This is a genomic window from Pseudomonas sp. PK-RTE-24, assembly GCF_054052265.1.
Map to the genome: position 1 here is coordinate 5,462,100 of NZ_CM133224.1, position 25,193 is coordinate 5,487,292.

Consider the following 25,193-nt stretch of genomic DNA (forward strand, 5'->3'; position numbering starts at 1 on the left):
GCAACGGGCAATGCCATCGACGCCTTTTCGCATTTAGCGAAAACTCCTACAGACACTGCCTACTTCCCCGACTTCTTTCCTTTTTGATCCCCCGCAAAGTCCGCGCTCCCGTTTCTTCATCTGCGCGAGCGACTGCGAATGTTTCAACCCGATCAGCTCCTGGCCCTGAACAACAGCATCGGACTGCTGGTGGTGGCCGCCCTGAATCCGAAGCAGCCAGATTTTGAAGCGCTGATCGACGAGTTCCGCCTGTGCCTGAACAACTACGACGCCTGGGCCGAGCAGTTCTGGACCGGGACGGCGCTGGACATCGAGCAGGTGTTCAAGGTTGGCAATGACGTACAACTGAGCGCGCCGATCACTTCGCGCGCACCTGTCAGCTCATCGGTGGTCATGTGTCCGGCCAGCGGGCCGCTGACCCTGGTGCATCTGTTTGAAGCAGCGCGCTTCGTGCCGATCGGCGACACCCCGGTGACCCTCGAACCGCTGCTCAGCGACGTCGACGGCGTGCTGACCTTCGGCGAACCAAAGCGCTACACCATTGGCCCGAGCGGGATCCTCGAGGTGACCGATTGCATGCGCGGCCAGCGCTATCGCGTCACCTTCTTTCCCAACGTTTCCTCCGCCCATGTCCGCGCCCTGTATGCCTCATATGAAGGGGTCATTGCCGGCCTTGAAGGCTGGCTGCGCAGCGAATGGACAGGCTTCCAGCCGCAGTGGACGGAGTTTTCCAGCGCCGGTTTTCTTGATCGTTACGGGCAGTTGCAGCGGGCCGATTGGCGCGGCCTGGAAAAAGCCCTGAATGGCGTCTGGGATGACATTCAACAGCTGTTCGCCCTACTTGCCGATCTGCAGGAGCACAGCGCAAAGCTCCTCGAATACCTGAGCGAAGTCGAACTCGAGGCGCTGCTTGCCGCTTCAAACGAAGCGATCGCCAACGCCTTGTTGATGCTCAGCGACGAGCCGTTGTTGTTCATTCATCTGGCCGCGTTCACCAGTTGGCTAAAAATGCTGCCGCCGCAATACCTCGCCGAGGTGGTGGCCGAAGTTCGCACCGAGTTGCTGATCAGCTTCCTGTTGATGCGCGTGGCGGGCGGTGCCGGCGTATCGCTGCGTTTGAGCAGCAAGGTCCTGGCGAAGATCAAATCGCCAAGGGCGCGGGAGTGGCTGGCCGCCTCAGCCTTGCGTCTGGCTGAGCTGACTTCGACACCGGAACTCAAACAGCACGCGAGCACGCTGAAGCCGCTGATGTTCCATGCCCGCGAAGTGGAGCTGAAGCCGACGCCATCGATTCCGCTGAACATTCGTCAGGCCGACGCGGTGGTGCTCCGCGTGCCGAATCCGGCGCCGCTCGCGCGGGAAAAATCCCAGGGCATGGCGCGCCTTGAGCGCCACGAGCCCCACGACGACGTCCCCGATCAAGCGAAAAACCCCAACGGCGATGCCGCCGACTGCGTCCCCAATACCTGCAAAAACGGCTGCCCGGTGTCGATGGTCACCGGCGAAGAACTGCTGACCCTGACCGACGCGGTGCTTGATGGCGTGCTGCCCTTCGAGTTCACCCGCTTGTACCGCAGCAGCGCAGTCGAGATCGACATCGGCCTGGGTTTCGGCTGGAGCCACACGCTGGCCCATCGCCTGGCCTTCGACGGCGATGGCGTGATCTGGATCGACCACGAAAACCGCCGCACCCGTTTTCCCCTGCCCAATGTCGCGCGCCCGGCGATCCACAACAGCCTGTCGCGGGCGGCGATTTTTCTCGGTGCTGAGCCGGAAGAATTGATCCTGGCGTTGGCCGGCGACAGCGCGCGGTTCTACCACTTTCGCGCCGGCCGGCTGACGGCGATCAGCGATGTCTACGGCAATCGTCTGACCCTGCAACGCGATCGCTCCGACCGCATTCAGCGTCTGGACAACGGCGCCGGCCGCGCCCTGCTGTTGCGTTATGACCGCGCGCAACTGGTGGCGATCGATTATCAGGTGTTCGTCCAAGGCGAGTGGACCACCGAGCAAACCCTCGCCACCTACAGCTTCGATGCCCGGCAACGCCTGCTGACCGCGACCAACGCGGTCGGCGACAGCGAACGCTACGACTACGACGACCATCACGTCATCCTCCAGCGCCAGCTGACCGGCGGCGCGAGCTTCTTCTGGGAGTGGCAGCGCGAGGGCAAAGCGGCGCGCTGCGTGAGGCACTGGGCGTCGTTCTCGCAGATGAACACCCGTTACGTCTGGAACGATGACGACGCCAGCGTGACAGTGCATTACGTCGACGGTACCGAAGAAGTCTACGTCCACGACGAGCGCGCGCGGCTGGTGCGGCAGGTCACGGCCGATGGAGGTGAGCAGCTCAAGGCCTATGACCAGCAGGGCCGGTTGATCGCCGAGCAGGATGCGTTGGGCGCGGTTACCGAATACCGCTACGACGAGGTCGGACGGCTGATCGCGCTGATTCCGCCGGACGATGCACCAACGTCCTACGAGTACCGCAACGGTTTTCTCTACAAGCGTTGCCGTGGTGATGCGGTGTGGATCTATCGGCGCAACGCTGAAGGCGCCGTCACCGAAGCGGTCGATCCCGACGGCCAGGTCACCCATTACTACTACAACCTGCGCGGCCAATTGCTGTCGCTGCGCTATCCGGACAGCAGCCGCCACCGCTGGGTGTGGAACGAGCTCGGCCAGCTCATCGAAGAAACCCTGCCGGACGGCGGCGTGCGGCGTTTTTCCTACGATGCGCTGGGCCGGCGGATTACCACCCAGGACGAATTTGGTGTTGTCAGTCGTCAGCAGTGGGACGCGGCCGGCCGACTGATCCTGACGACTTCTCCTACGGGCAGCACGCGCGCCTACAGCTACGGCGCCTACGGCCAGATCACCGCTGAGCGCGATGAACTCGGGCGCATTACCCGCTACGAATATGACGATGATTTGCACCTGGTCTCGCGACGGATCAATCCCGACGGCACCCGCGTGCAGTACCGCTACGACCATGCGCGGTTGCTGCTGACCGAAATTGAAAACGAGTCAGGGGAAAAATACTGCCTGGATTACACGCCGACCGGATTGATCCGACAGGAAACCGGGTTTGATGGGCGGCGCACGGCGTATGCCTACGACCTCAACGGGCACCTGCTGGAGAAGACCGAGTTTGGCGAGCAGGGTTTATCGCTGGTCACCCACTACCAGCGCGATAAGGCCGGGCGCTTGCGGGTCAAAACCCTGCCCGATGGCGCCAAGATCCGCTACGACTACGACCGCCTCGGGCGCTTGGTTGCCGTTGATGACGGGCAGAACCATCCTCTGGCCTTCGAGTACGACCGTCAGGACCGGCTGATCACCGAGCATCAGGGCTGGGGCACCTTGCGCTACGCCTATGACGCCTGCGGTCAGCTCAAACGCCTGCGTCTGCCGGACAACAGCAAGCTCGACTATCACTACGCCAAAGGCGGTGCGCTGTCAGCCATCGACCTTAACGGCACGCCGCTCACGCGCCACGTCTACCAGTCCGGTCGCGAACAGCAACGCCAGCAAGGCTTGCTGCTCAGCGAATACTCCTACGACGATCAGGGCCGCTTGCTCGCCCACGCTGTAGGCCATCGCCACGCCTCGCTGTACCGCCGCGATTATGCCTACAGCGCCAACGGCAATCTCGAGCACATTGCCGACAGCCGCCACGGCCAGCGCACCTATGGCTACGACGCCCTCGACCGGTTGATCCGCGTACGTCACTCGCGCGACGAACTGCCCGAATCCTTCGCCCACGACCCGACCGGCAACCTGCTGATGCAGGACCGCCCCGGTCCCGCGCAGATCAAGGGCAATCGCCTGTTGATGCAAGGCGACCGTCATTACGACTACGACGCCTTCGGCAACCTGATCCGCGAACGCCGTGGCCACGGCCAGACCCTGGTCACCGAATACCGCTACGACTGCCAGCACCGCCTGATCGGCCTGACCCGCCCCGACGGCCAGACCGCCACTTATCACTACGACGCCTTCGGCCGGCGCATCCGCAAAACAATCGACGGCGCCGTCACCGAATTCTTCTGGCAAGGCGAACACCTCGTCGCCGAAAGCAGCGCCACGCAATACCGCAGCTTCCTCTACGAACCCGGCACCTTCCGCCCACTGGCGATGCTCGACGGCAAAGGCCCGAAAAAAGCCTGCCCGTTCTACTACCAACTCGACCACCTCGGTACTCCGCAGGAACTCACCGACTACAGCGGCGAAATCGTCTGGTCCGCGCAATACGACGCCTACGGCAAAGTCGCCGCCGTCACCCTCGCCGGCGAAGACTACCTCGACCAACCGCTGCGCTTTCAGGGGCAGTATTTCGATGTTGAAAGCGGATTGCATTACAACCGGCATCGGTATTACGACCCAAGGCTTGGACGGTATTTGACGCCGGACCCGGTGAAGCTGGCGGGTGGGTTGAATCAGTACCAGTACGTGCCGAATCCGACGGGGTGGGTGGATCCGTTGGGGTTGACGTCCAACTGCCCTCCGCCGAATAAGCCTAGGTGTGAGGTGCCGGGGGCGAGTGATAGGGTTAAGGTTGATGAGGGGGAGCCTGATGCACCAGCGCCTAAGAAAAAGCAGGAATATCTGTACCGAGGAGATTCAAGAGACCCGTCCGATGTTTTTGTGAACGGATTCAAAAGCAAGGGAGACAGTGAGGACTTATTCCTCCACTCCATTGATAGCGATTTTCCTCCAAGCGGCTTTATCAGCACCTCCCCCTCTCGAGACGTGGGAAAAGAGTTTGCTACCAGCTTTTTTACAAAAACCGGGTTTCTTTATACTTTGAAGAGAGTCAATGGCTATGATTTGAAGCAAGAATTAGGAAACCGATACAAATTTTCCCGAGAACAGGAATTCGCCGTCCCAAAAATCATCAAAAACGAAGATATTCTAGGCGCCACGATAATTATTGATGATGGGCGTGACTTTGGTTACTCCATCCCGAATCCATATAGGAAAATTGACAAATGATTTCGGAATTCAAAATTATCGTAGAAAAAGAATATGCAATCAAAGATGTAGTTCTGATTTGCGACAGCGAGAAAATAAGCATAACTCTAAACCTGGACGGTTTATCGCCAAAAACATACGCCGGCAAAAATTTTTATCATTGTTTCGGTTTGGTCCGAAAGGACAACCCTCTAGTAACTTTCTTTTGCAAAGGCTCAAAGCTAAATGTTCACCCCTCGAGCTTATCATCACAAATGTCTCTTGGATTAAAAGCTTATGAATTGACAAATGGAGCAGAACCATCACTAAAAGACGTAGTGTCGATATTTGACTACGAAAATGAAAACCTAACAAACTCGCCAGAATTACAGAGGGAATTTTTCTTACAGTGGATAGGGACTTAGGGGAAGAAAGACATATCTCGCGACGACAGAATGGACAAATGGCGCCCATGTGAATATTTAGAAAAACGCAGGCCGAGCATTAACCAACACTACATGAAGACGCTTTCTAGAAATAGATCGACAGAGTAAAAGAAACACATGAAATACTGGAATGAGATAAATGGCAGAAAATTCTTCAATATGGTCTTCAGCCGAAATATACCTATCGGAGAGATTAAGCTCTTCACTCTAAACATAGACAATAATCTTTCAACACTGACTCTGGCATTTGACATCAGAGAAATTCCAGACACGCCTCCGAAGAAGTGGGAATCCATAGAATACAATGCTTGCCGCATAGGGATAACGTGCAGTGAAGTTACAAGCTTCGGGAAAAATTTCAATTATCCATTCAAACTATTGAGAGCAGGCACTTAGTTTGCGTTGCATCAGAGAATTTCGAGATAAAATTCATTACATCATCATTGAGATTAAGAGAACCTAGCATCTACTTAACAGAGTCACTTTTCTAAACATCACGCATCAAACACTCCTCGCGCAGCGCCTGCAAGACCAAAAGCAATATCACCAAGGCTGAAAATCACTACCACCCCAAAGAGCACTCAGCAATTTTTAAACAATAAAAATGCAATCCAGCCAGCCAGCCAGCCAGCCAAATCATTGGACTAAATATTTCGCAAAACCGGAGAAAAAAATGAGTGACCAAGATCAAACTTTGGATACCCTGATACATGACTTTATTTCTATGGTAGAGACAAGCACGCTTATATTTGAAAAAAAATTTGGCACTCGGGACATTCGAAGACTTTGGCATACCAAGGCGATAAAGCGTCGCGGGAGAGTCACTCGAGGCGTTAAATATGAACTGCACGGCATTGGCTGCCGCATTAATCTATCGACAGGAACTGTAGATTTTGACTATGGGCCTAATGGTGAAATCAATGGGTTTGATATTTGCCGCTTATACTTCTTTGCTTGTGAAAGACCATCTAAATATAGAAAATACTGCGACAAAAAAATAATCGAAAAAGAATTCGCCGAATACATAGATCTAAAAAAAATCAAGAAAATTTCCTTAATTAGCAACTTGTATATATGGTCCAACTGAAAAAAACGAATAGACCAAAACACATAAAATCAACCTGACTTCCGCACCTGCTTGTGAGACAAACACCAAAATTCACAACGTAAAAATCATTAGAAATATTGGGAAACCATTTTTGAGACAAGAGTGAATGAAACATGTCAGCCTAAAAAGACTCGATATCGATCGACTGGATGACAATAGAAAAACATGAGTAACAATATGATACATCTCGAAGACTTGATCAAAGACTTCCTCAGCAAAGTTGAAGAAGGAACAACGCTATTACAAGAAAAATTTGGCACTCGAAACATCCTAAGACTTTGGGGAGCGGCAAAATAGAAAGTTGCGGAGAAGTCATCGATGGCGTTGAATATGAACTACACGGCATAGGCTGTGCTATTCATTTTCCCACTGAATCAGTGGATTTCGATTACGGTTCGAATAACAGGATCGATGGTTTTGATGAGTGGCGCCTTTAAATGTACGCCACCGACAGACCTGAAGAGTACAAAAAATACACTGACATAAATTTTCTTGAGAGCGAGTTCAAGTCTTATATAGACTCAGGCAGAATCAAAAAAATATCGCCCTCCGATGACCTCTATGAATTAATCGACCCGCCGGAAAACCTCTGAAAACGAGACTTAAGCGCCTGCTGACTCAGGCCATTATGGCAAAGTCCAACTCATAAAAAACTTCACTGATCACCTCAATCCTCTGAAAGAAAACGAGAGCATGGCTCGCAGATGACTAAGAAATACCCGCGCATATTGTAGAGATCGACCCAATCATCGAAGAAATGGTCCTACTCAGCATCAACGGTGTGACTGTGAGATGCTTCGCAGGCCACTGCCCGTCAGTAATCGAAGTAGGTGAGACCTACTCAGCCGAGTTCGAAATGGTGCTGCCGGACGAAATAGACATCTCAAAATGTGATGGCAGCGAAACACGTGTCAAGATGATTGACAATGGTTTCTCATGCGAGATTTACGGGCGCTTAGAAGGCGATACGCTCAAGTCGTTCGTCGAATTTGCGGATCAAGATATCCACTTCGATTTTCCGCACCTCAATGGTCAGTTTGTAAAAATCAGAGCACAAAGAATCGACGTCTCATTCTGAGGAACAGATTTTCTGTAGGGCCTGCGGAGTCAGGCCCTTAAACCATCATTCAAAACCTCAACCCCACCTCACTGCTCATCCCCATCCTCCTCATACTCCATATCCGCCTCATCCGCATCATTCAACGGCACCGTAGCATCGTCCATCAGCGACCCGGGATCTTCATTCCCCGGATCATTGATAAACGGCAAACCACTCGGGCCCTTCTCTTCTTTGCCTTCGGTTTCGGGAGTCATGGCGCACCTCTTGAGCGTGTGGGATGTATCACGTTCGAAAAGCCCTGCCGCCAATCGTTCCTCTGCCTGACGGCCAGACACAAAAAACCCGGCGCCAGGCCGGGTTTTCGTTGATCAATCAGCGATGTTTATTTTTGTGTTTGTTCTTGTGCTTGTGGCCGCCGGAATGAGATCCGCCGTCGTCGTCGCCAAGATTGTTACCTACCGCGCCGCCTGCTGCGCCGCCCAGGCCCGCGCCAATGGCGGAGCCGGTGGAGCCGCCGAGGCTGTTGCCGACGACCGAGCCCCCTGCTGCGCCAAGACCGCCGCCAATCGCGGCTTCGGTGCGGTTGCGTTTGTTCGCGCCGACGGCACTGCCGGCCGCGCCGCCAACACCTGCGCCGACCGCTGCGCCCGTGCTGCCGCCAAGTTGTCCGCCAACCACATTACCCAGCGCACCGCCGAGACCACCGCCTACGGCAGCGGTGCCGTCTCCGGCCGCCATCGCGCCCTGCGCCACGACCAAGCCAAAAAACAGTGCAGATAATGACAATCGCATATGAACCTCGCAGTTCCCGAATCGGGACAGTCCGCCCAAGCGGGGCGTATGCAGATTGGAGATGATTTCGCATGAAACGTTCAGCCATGAAAAAGCCCGACATCGAGTCGGGCTTTTTCTGACAGGCCATCAGTCTCAGTGGCGCTTGTGACCTTTGCCCAGGTTGCTGCCGACTGCGCCGCCGGCCGCGCCGCCCAGACCTGCACCGATGGTGGCGCCGTTGCGGCCGCCCAGGCTGTTGCCGATCACCGAGCCACCGGCTGCACCGACACCGCCGCCGATCGCCGCTTTGGTGCGGCTGCCCTTGCGTGCGGCGACGGCACTGCCCGCTGCGCCCGCAACGCCAGCGCCAATTACGGCGCCGGTGCTGCCGCCCATTTTCTGACCGACCACGTTACCCAGCGCGCCACCTAGGCCACCGCCCAGCGCAGCGGTGCCATCACCGGCAGCCATCGCACCTTGAGCAACCAGAAGGCCAAAAACCAGAGCAGGCAGTGTTAAACGCATGACGAAAACCTCAAATAAACGGGATGACGAAAAGGAGCGGGATTTAATGCGCTCGGCCCAGGAAAGTCCAGACGCAGGCGACAGCGTCGTTTGGACCGCGATCAGGGAAAAGGTTTTATGCCGGGCAAAAAAAAGCCCGCTGGGGAGACGGGCTGGAGACTTGCTTTCTAACGGATGGCTTCACACTACGTTGGCCAACGTGAAAAGTTTGTGAAAAAAAACCGACATTAATGTCAATGCCTGCCAGAGATTTCAAACCCCTATTCTTGCGCACATAAAAAACCCCGTTCAGTGACGGGGTGCAGGATGAAATCACTTTCTGGTCCTTGTCGTGACCTTGGGCAGGAATTTCGCTTTCGGCCCTTTTGGGGCCGTGGATTTGATTTTGCCGATGCTCACCGGATCCTCGCCAAACCCCGACTGATACTCCGACTGACCGCAGCGCACACAGTTGTTGAATGAAAACTCAGCGCCATCATCTTCGATAAATGGACCTGACATAGACTCTCCCCTACGCAACCGGGTCGACACCGACAAAACAGTTTTGCCTGGAAAATATCGTCCCTCAGTGCTTTTGAGACTAGCCGGTCACTACTGGACTTGCCGTTCAGAAAGGCTGATCACCGACGAATGGACAAAAGCGACGTGAACGATCATTCGCTAAAGATTTCCATCGAACGGCCGCTGCCCTGACTCCTACCAATGAATCTCAAGGAGAGATCATGCAGATCAATGGATTCCCGAACATGCCAGTCGTAAAACTCACGGACGAGCAGATCGCTGCCGGCAAGGCCGGTGCGGAAAAACTCAAGGAAAAGATCGCCTCGGGTGAAATCACCGTCAAATACCCGGACAAACCGCTTCTGCAACCGGGCGTCGTCTACCATCCCAGCGAGCCCGCACCATCGGCGCAGCCTGACGGGACACCGCCCCTCGTTGCCATCGATACACCGCTGACCTATGACTCAAGAGGCGCTGTGTTGCTCAAGCCACAAGGCTGATTGACGCGAAAAAGCCCACTCGTTGTGCGAGTGGGCTTTGCCTTGAACACAATAATCAGCGCAGCTTCACCGCAGTTCCGGTGACGAACACCACGACCATGCCGCCCTTGCCTGCCGGCATGCTGATCTCGAAGTCCACGCCGACCACCGCGTCAGCCTGCAATGCCCGCGCCCGATCCTTCAGTTCGTCGGTGGCCTGAATGCGTGCTTCTTTAAGAGCCCGCTCCAACGTCTGCGACCGCCCGCCAAAAAAGTCGCGCATGCCCGCAAACATATCGCGGATCACGTTGACGCCCTGCACAGACTCGGCGCTGACGATGTCCAGATAGGCCGTGATCTGCCGCCCCTCGACGGAATGAGTGGTGGAAATGATCATGAAAGTCGTCCTTTTACTGCAAAAGTGAAGGCGGCGATTGTAACGCGGCACCAGATCTGGCCCGTGCCTCAATTGGATTTAACCACCCACAATTGATCCAGCTTCGTCGTAAAACTCGAACTCATCATCTCCCGCCGCATGCCCCAGGCCGGATCCGCCGGCACACTCCCCGCTCGCAACGTTCCATGCCCCCAGCGCTGATTGATCTGGTCCAGCACGCCCATTACCCTCTCCGCCGCTTGAGGTTGGGACTGTGCAAACAGGTCTTCGGTAAATTCTCCGGGCTGTCGCAGATCCATCAACAGCACCTCAGCCTTGCTGTACTTGAACCCCGGCCGGAACAATCGATCGATCGCTTCGCTCGCCACCTTGCTCAGCAATCGCACATCATTGGTCGGATAAGGCAACTCGATCAGCGCGCCATTGGCGTACTTCGCCTCTTCCGGATTGAACATGCCGGTGCGGATACTCACGCGGATCTTTTTGCACAGCGAACTCTGCGCACGCAGCTTTTCCGCCGCTCGATGCACATAAGTAGCGACGGCTTCCTTGATCGGCTCGATGGTAGTCAAACGGTTGCCAAACATGCGGCTGCTGCAAATTTCCTGCTTCGGCGGTTCTGTTTCCGACAGTTCCAGACAGGATGTGCCGCCCAGTTCGCGCGCGGTCTTCTCGATCACCACGCTGAACTTGCGCCGCAGTGTCCACGGATCGGCCTTCGCCAGGTCCATCGCACTTCTGATTTGCATGCTTTCCAGATGAGCTTTCATCCGCCGTCCGACGCCCCACACTTCACCGACATCGGTATTGCGCAGCACCCAGTCGCGTTTGGACGGATCGCAGATGTCGACCACGCCGCCGGTATGCGCTTGCAGGCGTTTCGCGGTGTGGTTGGCGAGCTTGGCCAGCGTTTTCGTCGGGGCGATGCCGACGCCGACCGGGATGCCGGTGCGCTTATAAACGGCAGAGCGAATGGTTCGGCCAAAACCTGTCAGGTCCCCAGGAATGCCGCTGAGATCGGCGAACGCCTCATCAATGCTGTAAACCTCGACCGCCGGCACCATGGATTCGATGATCGTCATCACCCGTTCGCTCATGTCGCCGTACAACGCGTAATTACTGCTGAACACCTGAATGCCGTGGCGGCGCAGATCATCACGAATCTGAAAGTACGGCGCGCCCATTTTCACAAAAGGTTTGGCATCGTAGCTGCGCGCGATCACGCAGCCATCGTTGTTGCTCAGCACGACAATCGGCGTCTTCGCCAGATCGGGCCGGAACACTCGCTCACAGCTGGCATAGAAGCTGTTGCAATCGATCAGCGCGAAGACCTGCTCACGATTTGCCATGGTCGCGCACGCTGTAAGTCACCACGCCCCAGATAACCAGCTCATCCCCTTCCATCACGTAGCGAGGCGGGTATTTGCTGTTGGCCGAAAGAAGAATGATCGTGTTCTCGCGCATGTGCAGGCGCTTACAGACAGGTTCGGAGTTGAGACCGGCGATGACGATATCGCCGTGCTCGGCATTCAGGCTGCGATCAACAATCACCAGATCACCGCAAAATATCCCGGCGTCCTGCATGCTCTCGCCTTCGATCTTCGCCAGATAAACGTGCGGCGCACGAATATCAAAAACCTCGTCCAGAGAGATGTGCTTTTCAATGTGATCAGCCGCCGGCGAAGGAAAACCGGCGGGAATCCGAAACGAATACAGCGCAAGCTGTTCGCCCGCGCCTGACAAAGGGCCGAGGATGGTGACGCTCATGATACGAACCTGATAGTGAGTTTACTGTATGCGCATACAGTAAACTCGGGACGGTTCGGGGGGTCAATGAGGCGTGTAGGAGATTTCGACGGGTGACAGGGTTTTGTACAACTGCTGCCGAAATTGGGTTTCGCGGCTACGCGTGGACTTCACGATCGAGCACGTCTGCAACCCATTGATTGATGCTCTTGTGAGCAAGCTGCGCCTTTACAGCGACAGTCGCATGCAGCGCTGGTGCCAAACGCAGGCTCAGATTTCCCGAATAGGGTTTCTGCGGTTCGCGACCGAGCCTGGCGCAGGTTTCGAGATAATCAGTCACGGCCTCCTGAAACGCGTTTCGCAGTTCTGCCACCGACTCTCCATGGAATCCAACGACGTCCTTGATACCGGCGATGTGGCCGACAAAGAGGCCGTCTTCGTCGCTGTATTCAATCCGGGCGGCATAGCCGTTGTAGTTCATTACATTCACGGGATGACTCCTGCTTGCTCAAGGAAAGCCCGAGCGTCACGCACCTGATAGGGCTTCGCTTCTTTGTCTGGGTGGGGCCGGTGAAACGTCACGACCACACCGTTCAATTCAAAACGCACTCTAGAGCCGCTGCCTTCGATGGTCTGGGCGCCTACTGCGCCGAAGAGGGATTCCATACGAACCCACTCCAGGTTATTTGGGACCGGCCTTGAAAAAATAGCTTTAAGCGTGCCGAGCTGTTTGTTGTTCATGGTATTAGATCATGATACCGCGATAATAGGGCAACTGGGTCAAACCGCAATTACGAGGAGAAAGCCTGCTTTCTGCGGAAAACGTATTTCCTGATGGGATCGCTGCAGACTGGTACTGCATCAGGATAACGAGAGACTCAACGCGCGGTTGTAGGCGAATTCTGCGAGTTGTGTGAGGAAGAGCGACTTTTCCGTTTCCAGCAGGCAGTGCTCTTTTCCGAGTACCAGAATTGGGACACCGCTATATCAGCGCGGATATTCTTGGCGAGAAAAGGTGAAGGGCTCAAGGGAGCTGTGCGCTTGGCGCATCCATCCAAGGCACAAACAAACCGACACTGAGTCGGGTTATTTTTGATATTCACTTTTTGGGCTTTCAGAAACGCAAAACCCCTGAAAACTCTAAGTTTTCAGGGGTTTTGTCGTTTCAAATTTGGCGGTGAAGGAGAGATTCGAACTCTCGATACAGTTTCCTGTATACACACTTTCCAGGCGTGCTCCTTAAGCCACTCGGACACTTCACCGTATCTCTGCAGACATGTTCTGTCTGTCGAGGCGCGCTAATGTAGTCGAAAGCTTTTCCGATGGCAAACTTTTTTTCAGAATTTTCATGCGCTTAAGAGAGGCCGTTGCGTTCAGCCAGAGCGGACGATGGCAAACCCGCCAATCTCGGGTAAACCGTGCGCTTCCTTTATAGAAGGCAACACGCGCGCAGCGCTGGCCGAAGCGCAAAACGGTGACTGGTAGGTCAGTCACGGCGCTTTACCTGGCTTGCGGCGGTGGGTAACGTCTGCCCATCTTTCTAATAAGGAATAGCGTCATGAGCGAGTTGATTGCCTACCACCTCGAAGACGGTATCGCGACCCTGACCCTGAACAATGGCAAGGTCAACGCGATTTCTCCGGATGTGATTGCGGCGTTTAATGCGGCGCTGGATCAGGCGGTGGCGGATCGCGCCGTGGTGATCATTACCGGGCAGCCGGGGATTCTTTCGGGTGGTTATGACCTGAAGGTGATGACGGCCGGCCCGAAAGAGGCCGTTGCGCTGGTGACAGCCGGTTCGACCTTGGCGCGCCGCCTGCTCTCTCACCCGTTCCCGGTGATCGTTGCTTGCCCGGGGCACGCCGTGGCCAAGGGTGCTTTCCTGCTGTTGTCCGCCGATTACCGCATCGGTGTCGACGGCCCGTTCAGCATCGGTCTGAACGAAGTGCAGATCGGCATGACCATGCACCATGCCGGTATCGAGCTGGCACGCGACCGCTTGCGGCGTTCGGCTTTCCATCGCTCGGTAATCAATGGCGAGATGTTCGATCCGCAAAGTGCCGTTGATGCAGGCTTCCTCGACAAAGTCGTCACTGCCGAAGAATTGCAGGGCGCCGCGCTGGCTGCCGCGCGTCAGTTGAAGAAGATCAACATGCTGGCGCACAAGAACACCAAGCTCAAAGTGCGCAAGCAACTGCTGGAAACCCTCGACGACGCGATCCTGCAGGATCAGCAACATCTGGGCTGACTCGTACAAAATCTGCCGGTAAGAGAATAGCCCGACCTTGGTCGGGCTTTTTCTTACGTTCAGCGTTGAAGATTCGCTGAAAGCTCTAGGACGCGCCTGACAGGCAATGCTGAAACATGCGCTTAAACATCGGCCATCTCCGGACTCTATAGCGGCAATTGCCGAAAACAGTGCACATCCGTACACTGCGCCACCTTTTGTCCCGGTGGGCCTGCAAAAATGCTGTTTGTGTTTCGTATGTTGTTGATGGGCCTGCACTTTATTCTGGCCGGCGTGCTGGGCGTGATCCTTGGATTGTGCCGCCCGTTCAACCCGGACAACAGCCGACTCTGCGCCCGCCTCTACGCTTTGCCGGCGATGTGTATCTTGCGTTTGCGGGTCAGGTCCGAGGTCAACGGTTTGATGAACAAGCCCGACAGTTGCGTGATCATCGCCAACCATCAGTCAAACTACGATCTGTTCGTGTTCGGCAATGTCGTCCCTCGTCGCACCGTTTGTATCGGCAAGAAGAGCCTGAAGTGGGTGCCGTTGTTCGGCCAGTTGTTCTGGCTGGCCGGCAATGTGTTGATCGACCGTGGCAATGCGCACAAGGCGCGGCAGTCGATGCTGACGACGACCCACACCTTGCAGAACGAAGACACCTCGATCTGGGTGTTTCCGGAAGGCACCCGCAACCTCGGTGAAGATCTGTTGCCGTTCAAGAAAGGCGCGTTCCAGATGGCAATTGCCGCCGGCGTGCCGATCGTTCCGGTGTGCGTGAGCAGCTATATCAAACACATGCGCCTGAATCGCTGGCGCAGCGGCAACGTTCTCATACGTTCCTTGCCGGCGATTCCTACAGTCGGAATGACCATGGACGACATGCCCATGCTCATCGAGCGATGCCGCGAGCAGATGCGCGAGTGCATCGAGTCGATGGATCGGCAACTGCAAGCCGCGTGAAACCAAACCCGCCCCGTGCGGGTTTTCTTTTGCCGGGTGAACTGTAGAAGTTTCACTGACTCTCAAGCAGCGACACGGCTAAGCTGAAGCCTAGTTTCCCTGCCATCTGCCAAGAAGAAGTGAATCACCACCATGGGTCGAGTTGTTGCTGCTGCGGTGTACAGCGAGGGTAAGAAAGTCACCAATATTGCGCTGGACGAAGGTGCTGCCTGGGCGGCCAAACCCGGCCACTTCGTGTGGATCGGCCTGGAAGAACCGGACGCACAGGAATTATCCAACCTGCAACGTCAGTTCAACTTGCATGAACTGGCCATCGAAGACGCGCTGGAAAAACACAGCCGACCAAAACTGGAAACCTTTGGTGACGCACTGTTTATCGTCACCTACTCACCGGTTCGCGAAAACGGCGTTTTGCAATTCATCGAAACGCATATCTTCGCCGGCAGGGGTTAAATCATTACCGCACGCAACGGCCATTCCGCGTCGTACGCCTATGTGCGTCAACGCTGTGAAGCGCGTCCGCTGTTGCTCGAGCACGGAGAGGATTTCGTCCTCTATGCGCTGCTCGATTTCGTCATCGAGAACTATCAGCCGGTGGGCGAAGCGATCCACGCCGAGATCGATGAGCTGGAGCGCAACGTCTTGTGTAGCGCCCTCAACGAGCGCGACATTCAAAAGCTGCACGGTCTGCGCCGCGATGTGGTGCGCTTGCGTCGGTACGCGGCACCGATGGTGGAGATCGGCGAGGAGCTGCAAAAGCTCAGTTTCCCGTTCATCGACAAGAACATGCGCCCGTACTTTCGCGATGTGCAGATTCATGTAACGCGGCAGATGGAAGACCTGACCACGCTGGCGGACATTGCCAGCCAGACCATCGAGATTGGCGTGTTGCTTGAGGCATCACGGCAGAGCGTGGTGCAACGCAAGTTTGCAGCGTGGGCGGCGATTCTGGCGTTCCCGACAGCGGTGGCGGGGATCTACGGAATGAATTTCCAGAACATGCCGGAATTGACCTGGCACTACGGTTATTTTGCAGTGCTGGGGTTTATTGCGGTGGGGTGTGTGAGTTTGTGGGCGAGCTTCAAGCGGTCCGGGTGGCTGTAGCCGGGACCGCGTTGCCCCGGAGATTCGCGAGCAGGCTCGCTCCCACAGGGATTGTGGGAGCAGGCCCTTTTAGCGTTGAGCCGTTTCTGGTTTGTGCGCCACGAACCGCATCATCCACTCCGCAACCGTAGCGCCATGATGTTCCTGCTCTAGGCTCGCAACCCCCTTGCTGTAGATCTGCGAGCCCAGCGCTTCCTGGCGCAGGTCGAGCAGCGCGCGCGAGTAATCGTGAATGAATTCCGGGTGACCCTGGAAGCACAGCACTTGATCGTTGATGTGATACGCCGCGAACGGGCAGAAATCGCTGGACGCGATGACCGTGGCGTTTTCCGGAAGCTCGGTTACCTGATCCTGATGACTGATCAGCAGTGTCAGCTCTTCGCGCACCGGGCTCATCCACGGCGCCTTAGCTGCCAGCTGATAGCTGTGAGTGCCGACGCCCCAGCCTTGGGACGCACGCTCACTCTTGCCACCAAGCAGTAGCGCCAGCAATTGATGGCCGAAGCATACGCCGAGCAATTTGTCGCCGCGTTCGTAGCGATTCAAAAGGTAGGTCTTGAGGGTCTGGATCCACGGATCCGTGCCGAACGAATCGGCCTTGCTGCCAGTGACCAGGTACGCATCGAAAGTCTCGTCGTCACTTGGGTAATCCCCTTTCACCACGTTATAGACAGTGAACTCAGCGGCGATCGGTTGCTGCGAGAACAGGCGCTGGAACATCTGCCCATAGCCCTGATATTGGTCAATCAATTCGGGCCGCAGGATGTCGGTTTCGAGAATGCAGATGCGCAGCGACATAAAAAATACCTGACACGTGATGGGAATAATGAACACCCAGAGCCTGCCCTGAAACACCCGGCCAAGGCAAGCCCCGAAATGCTCGCTCGCCCTAGAACATTTCACCTTTCGCCGCTTTGTCCAGCAGCAGCGCTGGCGGGGTAAAACGTTCGCCGTATTGCTCGGCCAGATACTGCGCGCGGGCGATGAAGTCCTTCAGGCCATACTGGTTGATGAACTGCAGCGCCCCGCCGGTCCACGCGGCGAAACCGATGCCGAAGATAGAACCGACGTTGGCATCCGCCGTCGAGGTCAGCACGCCCTCCTCCACACAGCGCACGGTTTCGATGGCCTGCACAAACAACAGCCGATCACGCACATCCTTCGCAGAGATCTGTCCGTCGGCCTTCTCGAAGCGCGTTTTCAGCTCCGGCCACAAATGCTTCTGCGCGCCCGCTGGATACTCATAAAAACCGCCTCCGGCAGCTTTGCCCGGTCGCTTGAATTCATTGAGCATCAAGTCAATCACGGCGAAGGCCGGGTGCTCAATCAGCGGTTTGCCTTCTGCCTGCAAGTCCTTGGCCGTCTGCTGACGGATATGGCTCATCAGGCTGAGGGAAACTTCATCGGAGATGGCCAGCGGCCCGACCGGCATCCCGGCCTTGCGCGCTTCGGTCTCGATCATCGGCGCACTGACACCCTCGCCGAGCATGGCGATGCCCTCGTTGGTGAATGTGCCGAAAACCCGCGAGGTAAAGAAGCCGCGACTGTCATTGACCACGATCGGAGTTTTCTTGATTTGCAGAACGAAGTCGAAACCGCGAGCGAGAGTTTCGTCGCTGGTCTGCGCGCCCTTGATGATTTCCACCAGCGGCATTTTTTCCACCGGACTGAAGAAATGCAGGCCGATGAATTTGCTTTGATCGGGCACGGCCGTCGCCAGGCCGGTGATCGGCAGGGTCGATGTGTTGGAGGCGATGACAGCGTCGCCACCCACCACCTGTTGCGCGGCGGCAGATACCTTGGCTTTGAGCTGGCGATCCTCGAACACCGCTTCGATGATCAGATCGCAACCGGCCAGATCGGCATCGCTTTCGCTCGCAACGATGCGCGCCAGCACCGCCTCGCGCTGTTCGACAGTCAGCTGGCCACGGGCAACTTTTTTATCCAGCAGCGCCGCGGAATGCGCCTTACCTTTCTCGGCAGCAGCGAGATTGATGTCCTTGAGGACGACTTCGATACCGGCCGAGGCGCTGACAAACGCGATGCCCGCGCCCATCATTCCGGCGCCGAGCACGCCGACTTTCCGGGTTTTATAGGGCGCAAAACCTTGCGGTCTGGAACCGCCGGCGTTGATTTCGTTCAACTGGAACCAAAACGTGCCGATCAGGTTTTTCGAAATCTGCCCGGTCGTCAGCTCGGTGAAGTAGCGGGTTTCGATCAGGTGCGCGGTGTCGAAATCGACCTGAGCGCCCTCCACCGCCGCGCATAGAATCTTCTCCGGCGCCGGCAGGGTGCCTTGAGTTTTCGCGCGCAGGATCGACGGCGCAATCGCCAGCATCTGCGCCACTTTCGGGTTCGATGGCGTGCCGCCAGGTATCTGGTAGCCCTTAACGTCCCAGCGTTGCACTGCCGCCGGATTGGCGAGAATCCAGGCGCGCGCCTTGGCCAGCAGCTCATCGCGATCCGATGCCAGTTCATCAATCAGCCCGGCCTGCAACGCCTGTTGCGGGCGCACCTTCTTGCCTTCAAGCAAGTACGGCAGGGCTTTTTCGATGCCGAGCATGCGCACCATGCGCACCACCCCGCCGCCGCCCGGCAGCAGGCCCAGGGTCACTTCCGGCAGACCGAGTTGCACCGAAGCGTCATCAACAGCAATGCGGTGGTGACAGGCCAGACAGATCTCCCAGCCGCCGCCCAGCGCAGCGCCGCTGATCGCCGCGACAACCGGTTTGCCGAGGGTTTCCAGGCTGCGCAATTGCGCCTTGAGAGTCAGCACCATGTCGTAGAAAGCTTTGGCTTCGGGCTTGCCAACCTTGATCAATTCATTGAGGTCGCCGCCGGCAAAAAAGGTTTTCTTCGCGGAGGTGATGATCACTCCGGCGATGCTGTCTTTCTCGGCCAGCAAGCGGGCAACGCAAGCGGCCATGGCCTCGCGGTACACGGCGTTCATGGTGTTGGCGCTCTGGCCCGGCATGTCCATGGTCAGCACGACGATAGCGTCCTGGCCTTTTTCGTAACGAATGGCTTCGCTCATAACAGGGTTCCTTGAAGTCGGGGCTCAGAGGCGTTCGATGATGGTGGCAATGCCCATGCCTCCGCCGACACACAGCGTCGCCAGGCCGTAGCGCAAGTTGCGCGCTTCCAGTTCATCAAGCAGGGTGCCGAGGATCGCGCAACCGGTGGCGCCCAGCGGGTGGCCCATGGCGATCGAGCCGCCGTTGACGTTGACCTTGCCCGGGTCGACGGCCATGTCCTTGATGAATTTCAACACCACCGAAGCAAACGCTTCGTTGACCTCGAACAGATCGATGTCCTCCACGCGCAGTCCGGCCTTGGCCAAGGCTTTGCGGGTCGCCGGCGCTGGGCCGGTGAGCATGATGGTCGGATCTGTGCTGGTGACGGCCGTGGCGACGATACGCGCGCGTGGCTGCAGCCCCAGCGCGCGGCCCTTGGCTTCGGAGCCGATGAGCATCAGCGCCGCACCGTCGACAATTCCGGAACTGTTGCCCGGCGTGTGCACGTGGTTGATCCGCTCGACATGGCTGTAGACCCGCAACGCCGTGGCGTCGAAGCCCATTTGCCCGATCATTTCGAAACTCGGCTTGAGCTTGCCCAGGCCCTCGAGGGTAGACTCGGCGCGGATGAACTCATCGTGGTCAAGCAGGATGATGCCGTTCTGATCCTGCACCGGCACCAGCGACTTGTTGAACGAGCCGTCGGCCAGCGCTCGTGCGGCTTTTTGCTGGGAGTGCAGTGCGTAGGCATCGACATCCTGCCGGCTGAAGCCTTCGAGGGTGGCGATCAGATCGGCGCCGACGCCTTGCGGAGTGAAATGGCTGTGCAGGTTGGTCTGCGGGTCCAGTGCCCAGGCGCCGCCATCGCTGCCCATTGGCACCCGCGACATCGACTCGACGCCGCCGACCACCACCAGATCCTCGAATCCTGAGCGCACTTTCATCGCGCCAAGATTCACCGCTTCCAGACCCGAAGCGCAGAAACGGTTGATCTGCACACCGGCGACGCTGACGTCCCAGTCGGCCACTTGCACCGCCGTCTTGGCGATGTCCGAACCTTGATCGCCGATCGGCGTGACGCAGCCAAGGACGACGTCATCGACCTGACTGGTATCCAGCGCGGTGCGCGCCTGCAAAGCGCTCAGCAAACCCGCCACCAGGTTGACCGGCTTCACGCTGTGCAGCGCGCCATCGGCCTTGCCTTTGCCACGCGGAGTGCGTAACGCATCGAAAATCAAAGCTTCAGTCATGACGTCCTCGAACCTGATTTATTGTCACTTCACTTTCGCCCTGCGCCGACTGGCAAGCAATGACCACATTGCTCAAAGCGCTTGACGCACACGCTCAGACGGACGGTCATCGGACCTCAGGTGAACCGGTTCAGGTCGTCGAGTTGTCTAGCCAGCGGGCGGCAAAGAAGCTGGCAATACGCCTCATGCCGTTTTAAAAGCTTTTTTCAAGATCCCCATATGAAATGGATCTAAGCGAAGAGTGACGCGGGCTCTAAGGTGAACATGTACGCCATCGTCGTCGGGTTTTGCCGAGACGGGCGTGCTTCAACAGGAAGTGCAACGCGTGCCGTCAGGGAAATGCAGTCAGGCATGCATCAGGAAATAACAATAAAGGCGGTCAAGCCATGTTCAAACAACCGAAAGTACGTCAAGCAGGACTCATTCTTTTCGCCACGACGCTGTTGTTGATCTTGCCGAATCTGACCAAGGTCATCGGCTGATTCAAACGTCGCGTGCTGTATATCGCCAATGAAAATGTGACTGGCCCGCTACCCGGGCCAGCGTGGTTGTGCCAACCTTTGCGCACTTCCTCGACATGGACGGCGATCATTTGAAAACGCTCATTGCGCTCGGTGCCTTGCTGCTGAGCTTGCCCTTGTCCGCCGCACAACTGGATCTGCAGTTGGGCGCAAACAGCCGCACCTGGCAGACCGAAGAGCTGCTCAAGCATCCTCAGCTGCAAACTCTCACGATCAACAATGATGTTTCCTATAAGAAGGACATGACCTATCAGGCCGTGCCGCTGGCCGCATTGCTGACGGGGGTCAAGCCGGAGGATCACTTGCAGGCGGTGGCGCTGGATGGCTTTGCCGCAGAGTTGGCCGCCGCGCCCTTGCTGAACAAGGACGGCGCGCGGGCATGGCTGGCGATCGAGGATCCGGCGCAGCCGTGGCCACCGCTGTCAGCCGGCAAGCACAGCGCCGGGCCGTTCTATCTGGTCTGGACCGATCCGCAGGCGGGCAATATCAGCCCCGAGCAGTGGCCGTTCGAAGTCGCCAGTATCAAGCTGATGGCCCCGGTGGCCCAACGCTTTCCTGCCCTGCTGCCCGATCCTGCCTTGAAGGCCGATGATCCGGTGAACCAGGGTTTTGCCCTGTTTCAGAAAAATTGCCTGGCCTGCCACCGGCTGAATGGTGCCGGAGACGCGCAGTTCGGTCCGGATCTGAATATTCCGTATAGCCCGACCGAGTATTTCGGGGCGGATTTCTTGAAGCGCTACATCCGCGATCCGCAGAGTTTGCGTCAGTGGCCGCAGGCGAAGATGCCGGGGTTTTCTGCTGAGGTATTGCCGGATACAGATCTTGAAATGCTGGTGGGCTATCTCAAGCATATGGCCGGGCGCAAAGTTAAGCCGTAAGCCTTAGGGTGTTATTACTGGCCTCTTCGCTGGCAAGCCAGCGATAGCGGTATCCCGAATCTATTGTTGCTGCACGGAAATAACCGGTGTCGGCGAGACGAACACCTTCGCATGCATCTGCTCGCAGCCGCCGCCCCGGCGCATGCCACGAACCGGGCAGGCATCGAGATAATCCAGGCCCACCGCCAGCTTCAGGTGTCGCTCCGGGCGCGCCAGCTGGTTGGTCACGTCGAAGCTGTACCACGCGTCATCCAGCCACGCTTCCGCCCAGGCATGACTGGCCAGATGCTCGCAATCTTCGCTGTACAGATAACCCGACACGTAACGCGACGGCACCCCGAGACTGCGGGCGCAGGCTAGGAAGGCGTGGGCATGATCCTGACAGACCCCGGCCCGACCGGCGAAAGCTTCGGCGGCGCTGGTGTCGACTTCAGTCGAGCCCGGCGTGTAGCTCATGTGCTGATTCAACCCGTGCATCAAGTCGATCAGCGCGGTGCGATCACGCCGTTGCTTGCAGTTCTTCTCGGCAAACTCGCGCAAGGCTTCATCGGCTTCGGTCAGGCGCGTGAAGCGCAGGAACGGCAGCGCCGACTGGCTCTCATGTTCGGCCTCGCGCAATTCGTCGATATCGACCTGCCCCCGGGCGCCAATGATGATCGCTTCGTGCGGCTCGTCCATGGTCAGCACATGCAGGATGTTGCCGAACGGATCGAGCTGCGCACGCACCGGACGCGGCAAGTCGAGTTGCCAACTGAGGACATGCTGACGCTCGCTGTCGTGGGGTGTCAGGCGCAGGTACTGGATGCTCGCGCGCACCTGATCTTCGTAGTGATAGGTGGTCTCGTGGCTTATGGAAAGTCTCATGCAGCCTCCAGGTAGGAACTGTGAATGGCGTTGCCCAACTGGCGCACCAGCGGGATGAATTCGGTCAGCCAGGCGTGCAGGCCTTCTTCGAGAATTTCGTTGATGCCGGTGTAACGCAGGCGCGCGTCCATTTCCGCCGCCAGGCGTTGTGCCGGGCGGCCGTTGGCGCCGGGCAGTTGCGCGAGGATCTGGTCAATCTCTTCTGTACAGGCACGCAGCGAACGCGGCACATCGGCGCGCAACAGCAGCAATTCGGCGACATGCCGGGCGCCGGGCGCGTCGCGGTAGATTTCGGTGTAGGCCTCGAACGACGACAACGCCCGCAGCAGCGCACTCCACTGGTAATAAGCGTGCGCGGTGCCATCGCTGACCGCTTCGGCCTGATCGCCGGCCATTTCGTAACGCGCATCAAGCAGGCGCAGCGTGTTGTCCGCGCGCTCGATAAACGTGCCCAGACGAATAAAGCGAAACGCGTCGTTGCGCATGATCGTGCCGTAAGAGGCGCCGCGAAACAGGTGCGAACGCTCCTTGATCCATTCGCAGAAACGACTCATGCCATAGCGGCTCAAGCCCTGTTCGGCGATGCCGCGAATTTCCAGCCAGGTCGCGTTGATGTTTTCCCACATGTCCGCAGTGATTCGCCCGCGCACGGCATGGGCACTGGCCCGCGCTGCACCAAGGCAGCTGTAGATACTGGCCGGGTTGGCCGCGTCCAGTGCGAAGAAATGCAGCAAGCGCTCTGCGTGCAGGTCGCCGTGGCGTTCAAGGTAATCGTCCAGGGTGCCGGTGATCAGCAACGGCATGGCGAGTTCATGCAGACCATCGCCGCGCCCGTCCTGCGGCATCAGCGACAGCGAATAACTGATGTCGAGCATGCGCGCGAGATTCTCCGCACGCTCCAGGTAACGCGACATCCAGTACAGATCCGAGGCAGTTCTACTTAACATGGCAAGCTTCCTTCAATCCTCGACTACCCAGGTGTCCTTGGTCCCGCCGCCCTGGGAGGAGTTCACCACCAGGGAGCCTTCACGCAACGCGACACGGGTCAAACCGCCAGGCACCACACGGGTTTCGCGGCCGGACAGCACGAACGGACGCAAGTCGATATGGCGCGGCGCGATGCCGTTTTCGACAAAGGTCGGACAGGTCGACAGCGATAGTGTCGGTTGCGCAATGTAGGCATGGGGTTTGGCTTTGATGCGCTCGCGAAAGGCATCGATTTCCGCTGTCGTCGCGGCTGGCCCAACGAGCATCCCGTAACCGCCGGAGCCTTGGGTTTCCTTGACCACCAGTTCCGGAAGATTGGCCAGCACATGGGACAGCTCGGACGGGTTGCGGCACTGCCAGGTCGGCACGTTTTTCAGAATCGGCTCTTCGTCGAGGTAGAAACGGATCATGTCGGTGACAAACGGATACACCGATTTATCGTCGGCCACGCCGGTGCCGATTGCGTTGGCCAGCACCACGTTGCCGGAACGATAGGACGACAGCAGCCCCGGCACACCGAGCATCGAGTCCGGGTTGAATGCCAGAGGATCGAGGAAGGCATCGTCGAGGCGGCGATAGATCACGTCGACCGCTTTCGGGCCATCGGTGGTGCGCATGAACACCTTGTCGTCACGCACGAACAGATCTGCGCCTTCCACCAGTTCAACGCCCATTTCCCGCGCCAGAAACGCATGTTCGAAGAACGCGCTGTTGAAGCGTCCCGGCGTCAGCACCACCACGCTGGGATTGTCGATCGGGCTCGAGCTTTTGAGAGTGTCGAGCAGCAGATTGGGATAGTGATCGATCGGGGCAATGCGCTGGGCGGCGAACAGTTCGGGGAACAGGCGCATCATCATCTTGCGGTCTTCGAGCATGTAGCTGACGCCACTGGGTGTGCGCAGGTTGTCTTCGAGAACGTAATAAGTGCCATCGCCATCGCGTACCAGATCGACGCCGGAGATGTGCGAATAGATATCGCGGTGCAGATCCAGACCTTGCATCGCCAATTGGTATTGCTCGTTGGCCAGCACCTGTTCGGCGGGAATAATCCCGGCCTTGATGATGCGCTGCTCGTGGTAGAGGTCGGCGAGAAACATATTCAACGCCTTGACCCGCTGGATGCAGCCGCGCTCGACAATCCGCCATTCACTGGCCGGAATGCTGCGGGGAATGGTGTCGAACGGAATCAGGCGCTCGGTGCCCTGCTCGTCGCCATAGAGCGTGAAGGTGATCCCGGCCCGGTGAAACAACAGATCGGCCTCGCGGCGGCGCTGCGCGAGCAGCTCGTCGGGCGTCTCGGCCAGCCAGCGGGCAAATTCCCGGTAATGCGGGCGGACCAGGCCGCCGGCATCGTACATCTCGTCAAAATAGGTGCGGATCATGCCGTACTCCTTGT

Annotated in this window: 25 protein-coding genes, 1 tRNA gene and 1 pseudogene; 11 read left to right on the forward strand and 16 right to left on the reverse strand. The window is 57.4% G+C overall.

Translation table 11 applies throughout. From position 1 onward, the window contains the following. Positions 1-138: 138 nt before the first annotated feature. The 6 genes from ACV8MC_RS24470 to ACV8MC_RS24495 all read left to right on the forward strand — a co-directional run bounded on the left by ACV8MC_RS24470 (position 139) and on the right by ACV8MC_RS24495 (position 7,585). Positions 139-4,995, forward strand: coding sequence for an RHS repeat-associated core domain-containing protein (locus ACV8MC_RS24470; RefSeq protein ID WP_457263844.1), 4,857 nt, complete (start codon positions 139-141; stop codon positions 4,993-4,995). Beyond that, on the forward strand, positions 4,992-5,378 hold the full coding sequence (locus ACV8MC_RS24475) for a hypothetical protein (RefSeq protein ID WP_081932527.1): 387 nt from the start codon (positions 4,992-4,994) through the stop codon (positions 5,376-5,378). The genes ACV8MC_RS24470 and ACV8MC_RS24475 overlap by 4 nt, the downstream gene beginning before the upstream one ends. Positions 5,379-5,558: 180 nt before the next feature. Beyond that, the gene (locus tag ACV8MC_RS24480) at positions 5,559-5,795 is read left to right on the forward strand and encodes an Imm50 family immunity protein (protein WP_457265598.1); all 237 of its coding nucleotides are present in this window, start codon (positions 5,559-5,561) and stop codon (positions 5,793-5,795) included. A 277-nt stretch (positions 5,796-6,072) separates the two neighbouring features. Further along, a complete protein-coding gene (locus ACV8MC_RS24485; RefSeq protein ID WP_041479379.1) occupies positions 6,073-6,486 on the forward strand; it encodes a DUF6896 domain-containing protein in 414 nt (137 codons plus the stop codon). Positions 6,487-6,785: 299 nt separating this feature from the next. Further along, on the forward strand, positions 6,786-6,944 hold the full coding sequence (locus tag ACV8MC_RS24490) for a DUF6896 domain-containing protein (RefSeq protein WP_409037392.1): 159 nt from the start codon (positions 6,786-6,788) through the stop codon (positions 6,942-6,944). Positions 6,945-7,363: 419 nt separating this feature from the next. Next, positions 7,364-7,585: a hypothetical protein gene (locus ACV8MC_RS24495; protein WP_305382516.1), complete on the forward strand. Its 222-nt coding sequence runs from the start codon at positions 7,364-7,366 to the stop codon at positions 7,583-7,585. 68 nt (positions 7,586-7,653) lie between these two features. Here the strand turns inward: ACV8MC_RS24495 and ACV8MC_RS24500 are convergent, their stop codons facing one another. From ACV8MC_RS24500 to ACV8MC_RS24515, 4 genes are all read right to left on the reverse strand, one after another. After that, positions 7,654-7,821: a hypothetical protein gene (locus ACV8MC_RS24500; RefSeq protein ID WP_016773805.1), complete on the reverse strand. Its 168-nt coding sequence runs from the start codon at positions 7,819-7,821 to the stop codon at positions 7,654-7,656. A gap of 118 nt (positions 7,822-7,939) precedes the next feature. Continuing rightward, positions 7,940-8,359 carry a YMGG-like glycine zipper-containing protein gene (locus ACV8MC_RS24505; protein WP_024012287.1) on the reverse strand — a complete coding sequence of 140 codons (420 nt, stop codon included), beginning with the start codon at positions 8,357-8,359 and terminating at the stop codon, positions 7,940-7,942. Positions 8,360-8,494: 135 nt separating this feature from the next. Next, complete coding sequence (locus ACV8MC_RS24510) at positions 8,495-8,866, reverse strand: bacteriocin (RefSeq protein WP_457263848.1); 372 nt, start codon at positions 8,864-8,866, stop codon at positions 8,495-8,497. A gap of 312 nt (positions 8,867-9,178) precedes the next feature. Continuing rightward, a complete protein-coding gene (locus tag ACV8MC_RS24515) occupies positions 9,179-9,367 on the reverse strand; it encodes a hypothetical protein (RefSeq protein WP_122698972.1) in 189 nt (62 codons plus the stop codon). Positions 9,368-9,588: 221 nt separating this feature from the next. Between ACV8MC_RS24515 and ACV8MC_RS24520 the strand changes: the two genes are divergently transcribed. Beyond that, a complete protein-coding gene (locus tag ACV8MC_RS24520) occupies positions 9,589-9,867 on the forward strand; it encodes a hypothetical protein (RefSeq protein ID WP_252885633.1) in 279 nt (92 codons plus the stop codon). 55 nt (positions 9,868-9,922) lie between these two features. Here the strand turns inward: ACV8MC_RS24520 and ACV8MC_RS24525 are convergent, their stop codons facing one another. The 6 genes from ACV8MC_RS24525 to ACV8MC_RS24550 all read right to left on the reverse strand — a co-directional run bounded on the left by ACV8MC_RS24525 (position 9,923) and on the right by ACV8MC_RS24550 (position 13,251). Beyond that, positions 9,923-10,243 (reverse strand): YbjQ family protein, encoded by a 321-nt coding sequence (locus ACV8MC_RS24525; RefSeq protein ID WP_016773801.1) that lies wholly within the window; start codon positions 10,241-10,243, stop codon positions 9,923-9,925. A 68-nt stretch (positions 10,244-10,311) separates the two neighbouring features. Beyond that, the gene (locus tag ACV8MC_RS24530; protein ID WP_457263849.1) at positions 10,312-11,592 is read right to left on the reverse strand and encodes a Y-family DNA polymerase; all 1,281 of its coding nucleotides are present in this window, start codon (positions 11,590-11,592) and stop codon (positions 10,312-10,314) included. Further along, positions 11,579-12,010: a LexA family protein gene (locus ACV8MC_RS24535; RefSeq protein WP_236169525.1), complete on the reverse strand. Its 432-nt coding sequence runs from the start codon at positions 12,008-12,010 to the stop codon at positions 11,579-11,581. Before ACV8MC_RS24535 ends, ACV8MC_RS24530 begins: the two co-directional genes overlap by 14 nt. A gap of 136 nt (positions 12,011-12,146) precedes the next feature. After that, positions 12,147-12,479 (reverse strand): type II toxin-antitoxin system HicB family antitoxin, encoded by a 333-nt coding sequence (locus tag ACV8MC_RS24540; protein ID WP_256811932.1) that lies wholly within the window; start codon positions 12,477-12,479, stop codon positions 12,147-12,149. Next, entirely contained in the window at positions 12,476-12,730 is a 255-nt protein-coding gene (locus tag ACV8MC_RS24545; protein WP_256811930.1) for a type II toxin-antitoxin system HicA family toxin, read from the reverse strand. The genes ACV8MC_RS24540 and ACV8MC_RS24545 overlap by 4 nt, the downstream gene beginning before the upstream one ends. Positions 12,731-13,161: 431 nt before the next feature. Beyond that, positions 13,162-13,251 (reverse strand) — tRNA-Ser (locus tag ACV8MC_RS24550). 296 nt (positions 13,252-13,547) lie between these two features. On the opposite strand from ACV8MC_RS24550, the gene ACV8MC_RS24555 reads away from it, so the two are divergent. The 3 genes and pseudogenes from ACV8MC_RS24555 (at position 13,548) to ACV8MC_RS24565 (ending at position 16,283) form a co-directional block, all read left to right on the forward strand. Next, on the forward strand, positions 13,548-14,237 hold the full coding sequence (locus ACV8MC_RS24555) for a crotonase/enoyl-CoA hydratase family protein (protein WP_076566844.1): 690 nt from the start codon (positions 13,548-13,550) through the stop codon (positions 14,235-14,237). A 219-nt stretch (positions 14,238-14,456) separates the two neighbouring features. Beyond that, positions 14,457-15,179 carry a 1-acylglycerol-3-phosphate O-acyltransferase gene (locus tag ACV8MC_RS24560; protein WP_252869066.1) on the forward strand — a complete coding sequence of 241 codons (723 nt, stop codon included), beginning with the start codon at positions 14,457-14,459 and terminating at the stop codon, positions 15,177-15,179. Positions 15,180-15,311: 132 nt separating this feature from the next. Next, positions 15,312-16,283: pseudogene (locus ACV8MC_RS24565) on the forward strand (magnesium and cobalt transport protein CorA). A gap of 69 nt (positions 16,284-16,352) precedes the next feature. Here ACV8MC_RS24565 and ACV8MC_RS24570 read toward each other — a convergent pair. The 3 genes from ACV8MC_RS24570 to ACV8MC_RS24580 all read right to left on the reverse strand — a co-directional run bounded on the left by ACV8MC_RS24570 (position 16,353) and on the right by ACV8MC_RS24580 (position 20,547). Further along, positions 16,353-17,081, reverse strand: a complete 729-nt coding sequence (locus ACV8MC_RS24570) for an amidotransferase (RefSeq protein ID WP_122602841.1) — start codon at positions 17,079-17,081, stop codon at positions 16,353-16,355. A 91-nt stretch (positions 17,082-17,172) separates the two neighbouring features. Then, positions 17,173-19,317, reverse strand: coding sequence for a 3-hydroxyacyl-CoA dehydrogenase NAD-binding domain-containing protein (locus tag ACV8MC_RS24575; protein ID WP_457263853.1), 2,145 nt, complete (start codon positions 19,315-19,317; stop codon positions 17,173-17,175). A gap of 24 nt (positions 19,318-19,341) precedes the next feature. Continuing rightward, positions 19,342-20,547 (reverse strand): acetyl-CoA C-acetyltransferase, encoded by a 1,206-nt coding sequence (locus tag ACV8MC_RS24580; protein ID WP_457263854.1) that lies wholly within the window; start codon positions 20,545-20,547, stop codon positions 19,342-19,344. 577 nt (positions 20,548-21,124) lie between these two features. Here ACV8MC_RS24580 and ACV8MC_RS24585 point away from each other — a divergent pair. Next, a complete protein-coding gene (locus tag ACV8MC_RS24585; RefSeq protein ID WP_252878162.1) occupies positions 21,125-21,946 on the forward strand; it encodes a c-type cytochrome in 822 nt (273 codons plus the stop codon). A gap of 60 nt (positions 21,947-22,006) precedes the next feature. Here the strand turns inward: ACV8MC_RS24585 and ACV8MC_RS24590 are convergent, their stop codons facing one another. Genes ACV8MC_RS24590 through ACV8MC_RS24600 form a run of 3 tightly spaced genes read right to left on the reverse strand, consistent with a single transcriptional unit; the run spans position 22,007 to position 25,179 of the window. Then, on the reverse strand, positions 22,007-22,810 hold the full coding sequence (locus ACV8MC_RS24590) for a transglutaminase family protein (protein WP_095180819.1): 804 nt from the start codon (positions 22,808-22,810) through the stop codon (positions 22,007-22,009). Further along, a complete protein-coding gene (locus ACV8MC_RS24595) occupies positions 22,807-23,757 on the reverse strand; it encodes an alpha-E domain-containing protein (RefSeq protein WP_016773788.1) in 951 nt (316 codons plus the stop codon). The genes ACV8MC_RS24590 and ACV8MC_RS24595 overlap by 4 nt, the downstream gene beginning before the upstream one ends. A 12-nt stretch (positions 23,758-23,769) precedes the next feature. Then, the gene (locus ACV8MC_RS24600; protein ID WP_051600399.1) at positions 23,770-25,179 is read right to left on the reverse strand and encodes a circularly permuted type 2 ATP-grasp protein; all 1,410 of its coding nucleotides are present in this window, start codon (positions 25,177-25,179) and stop codon (positions 23,770-23,772) included. Between the last annotated feature and the right edge of the window lie 14 nt (positions 25,180-25,193).

Coding starts and splice junctions, on each gene's coding strand:
- ACV8MC_RS24595 (WP_016773788.1), bottom strand. CDS start 23,757: ATGTTAAGTAGAACTGCCTCGGATCTGTACTGGATGTCGCGTTACCTG.
- ACV8MC_RS24570 (WP_122602841.1), bottom strand. CDS start 17,081: ATGTCGCTGCGCATCTGCATTCTCGAAACCGACATCCTGCGGCCCGAA.
- ACV8MC_RS24470 (WP_457263844.1), top strand. CDS start 139: ATGTTTCAACCCGATCAGCTCCTGGCCCTGAACAACAGCATCGGACTG.
- ACV8MC_RS24500 (WP_016773805.1), bottom strand. CDS start 7,821: ATGACTCCCGAAACCGAAGGCAAAGAAGAGAAGGGCCCGAGTGGTTTG.
- ACV8MC_RS24600 (WP_051600399.1), bottom strand. CDS start 25,179: ATGATCCGCACCTATTTTGACGAGATGTACGATGCCGGCGGCCTGGTC.
- ACV8MC_RS24585 (WP_252878162.1), top strand. CDS start 21,125: ATGGACGGCGATCATTTGAAAACGCTCATTGCGCTCGGTGCCTTGCTG.
- ACV8MC_RS24480 (WP_457265598.1), top strand. CDS start 5,559: ATGGTCTTCAGCCGAAATATACCTATCGGAGAGATTAAGCTCTTCACT.
- ACV8MC_RS24560 (WP_252869066.1), top strand. CDS start 14,457: ATGCTGTTTGTGTTTCGTATGTTGTTGATGGGCCTGCACTTTATTCTG.
- ACV8MC_RS24575 (WP_457263853.1), bottom strand. CDS start 19,317: ATGAGCGAAGCCATTCGTTACGAAAAAGGCCAGGACGCTATCGTCGTG.
- ACV8MC_RS24475 (WP_081932527.1), top strand. CDS start 4,992: ATGATTTCGGAATTCAAAATTATCGTAGAAAAAGAATATGCAATCAAA.
- ACV8MC_RS24545 (WP_256811930.1), bottom strand. CDS start 12,730: ATGAACAACAAACAGCTCGGCACGCTTAAAGCTATTTTTTCAAGGCCG.
- ACV8MC_RS24530 (WP_457263849.1), bottom strand. CDS start 11,592: ATGGCAAATCGTGAGCAGGTCTTCGCGCTGATCGATTGCAACAGCTTC.
- ACV8MC_RS24510 (WP_457263848.1), bottom strand. CDS start 8,866: ATGCGTTTAACACTGCCTGCTCTGGTTTTTGGCCTTCTGGTTGCTCAA.
- ACV8MC_RS24515 (WP_122698972.1), bottom strand. CDS start 9,367: ATGTCAGGTCCATTTATCGAAGATGATGGCGCTGAGTTTTCATTCAAC.
- ACV8MC_RS24590 (WP_095180819.1), bottom strand. CDS start 22,810: ATGAGACTTTCCATAAGCCACGAGACCACCTATCACTACGAAGATCAG.
- ACV8MC_RS24505 (WP_024012287.1), bottom strand. CDS start 8,359: ATGCGATTGTCATTATCTGCACTGTTTTTTGGCTTGGTCGTGGCGCAG.
- ACV8MC_RS24555 (WP_076566844.1), top strand. CDS start 13,548: ATGAGCGAGTTGATTGCCTACCACCTCGAAGACGGTATCGCGACCCTG.
- ACV8MC_RS24485 (WP_041479379.1), top strand. CDS start 6,073: ATGAGTGACCAAGATCAAACTTTGGATACCCTGATACATGACTTTATT.
- ACV8MC_RS24495 (WP_305382516.1), top strand. CDS start 7,364: ATGGTGCTGCCGGACGAAATAGACATCTCAAAATGTGATGGCAGCGAA.
- ACV8MC_RS24525 (WP_016773801.1), bottom strand. CDS start 10,243: ATGATCATTTCCACCACTCATTCCGTCGAGGGGCGGCAGATCACGGCC.
- ACV8MC_RS24520 (WP_252885633.1), top strand. CDS start 9,589: ATGCAGATCAATGGATTCCCGAACATGCCAGTCGTAAAACTCACGGAC.
- ACV8MC_RS24535 (WP_236169525.1), bottom strand. CDS start 12,010: ATGAGCGTCACCATCCTCGGCCCTTTGTCAGGCGCGGGCGAACAGCTT.
- ACV8MC_RS24580 (WP_457263854.1), bottom strand. CDS start 20,547: ATGACTGAAGCTTTGATTTTCGATGCGTTACGCACTCCGCGTGGCAAA.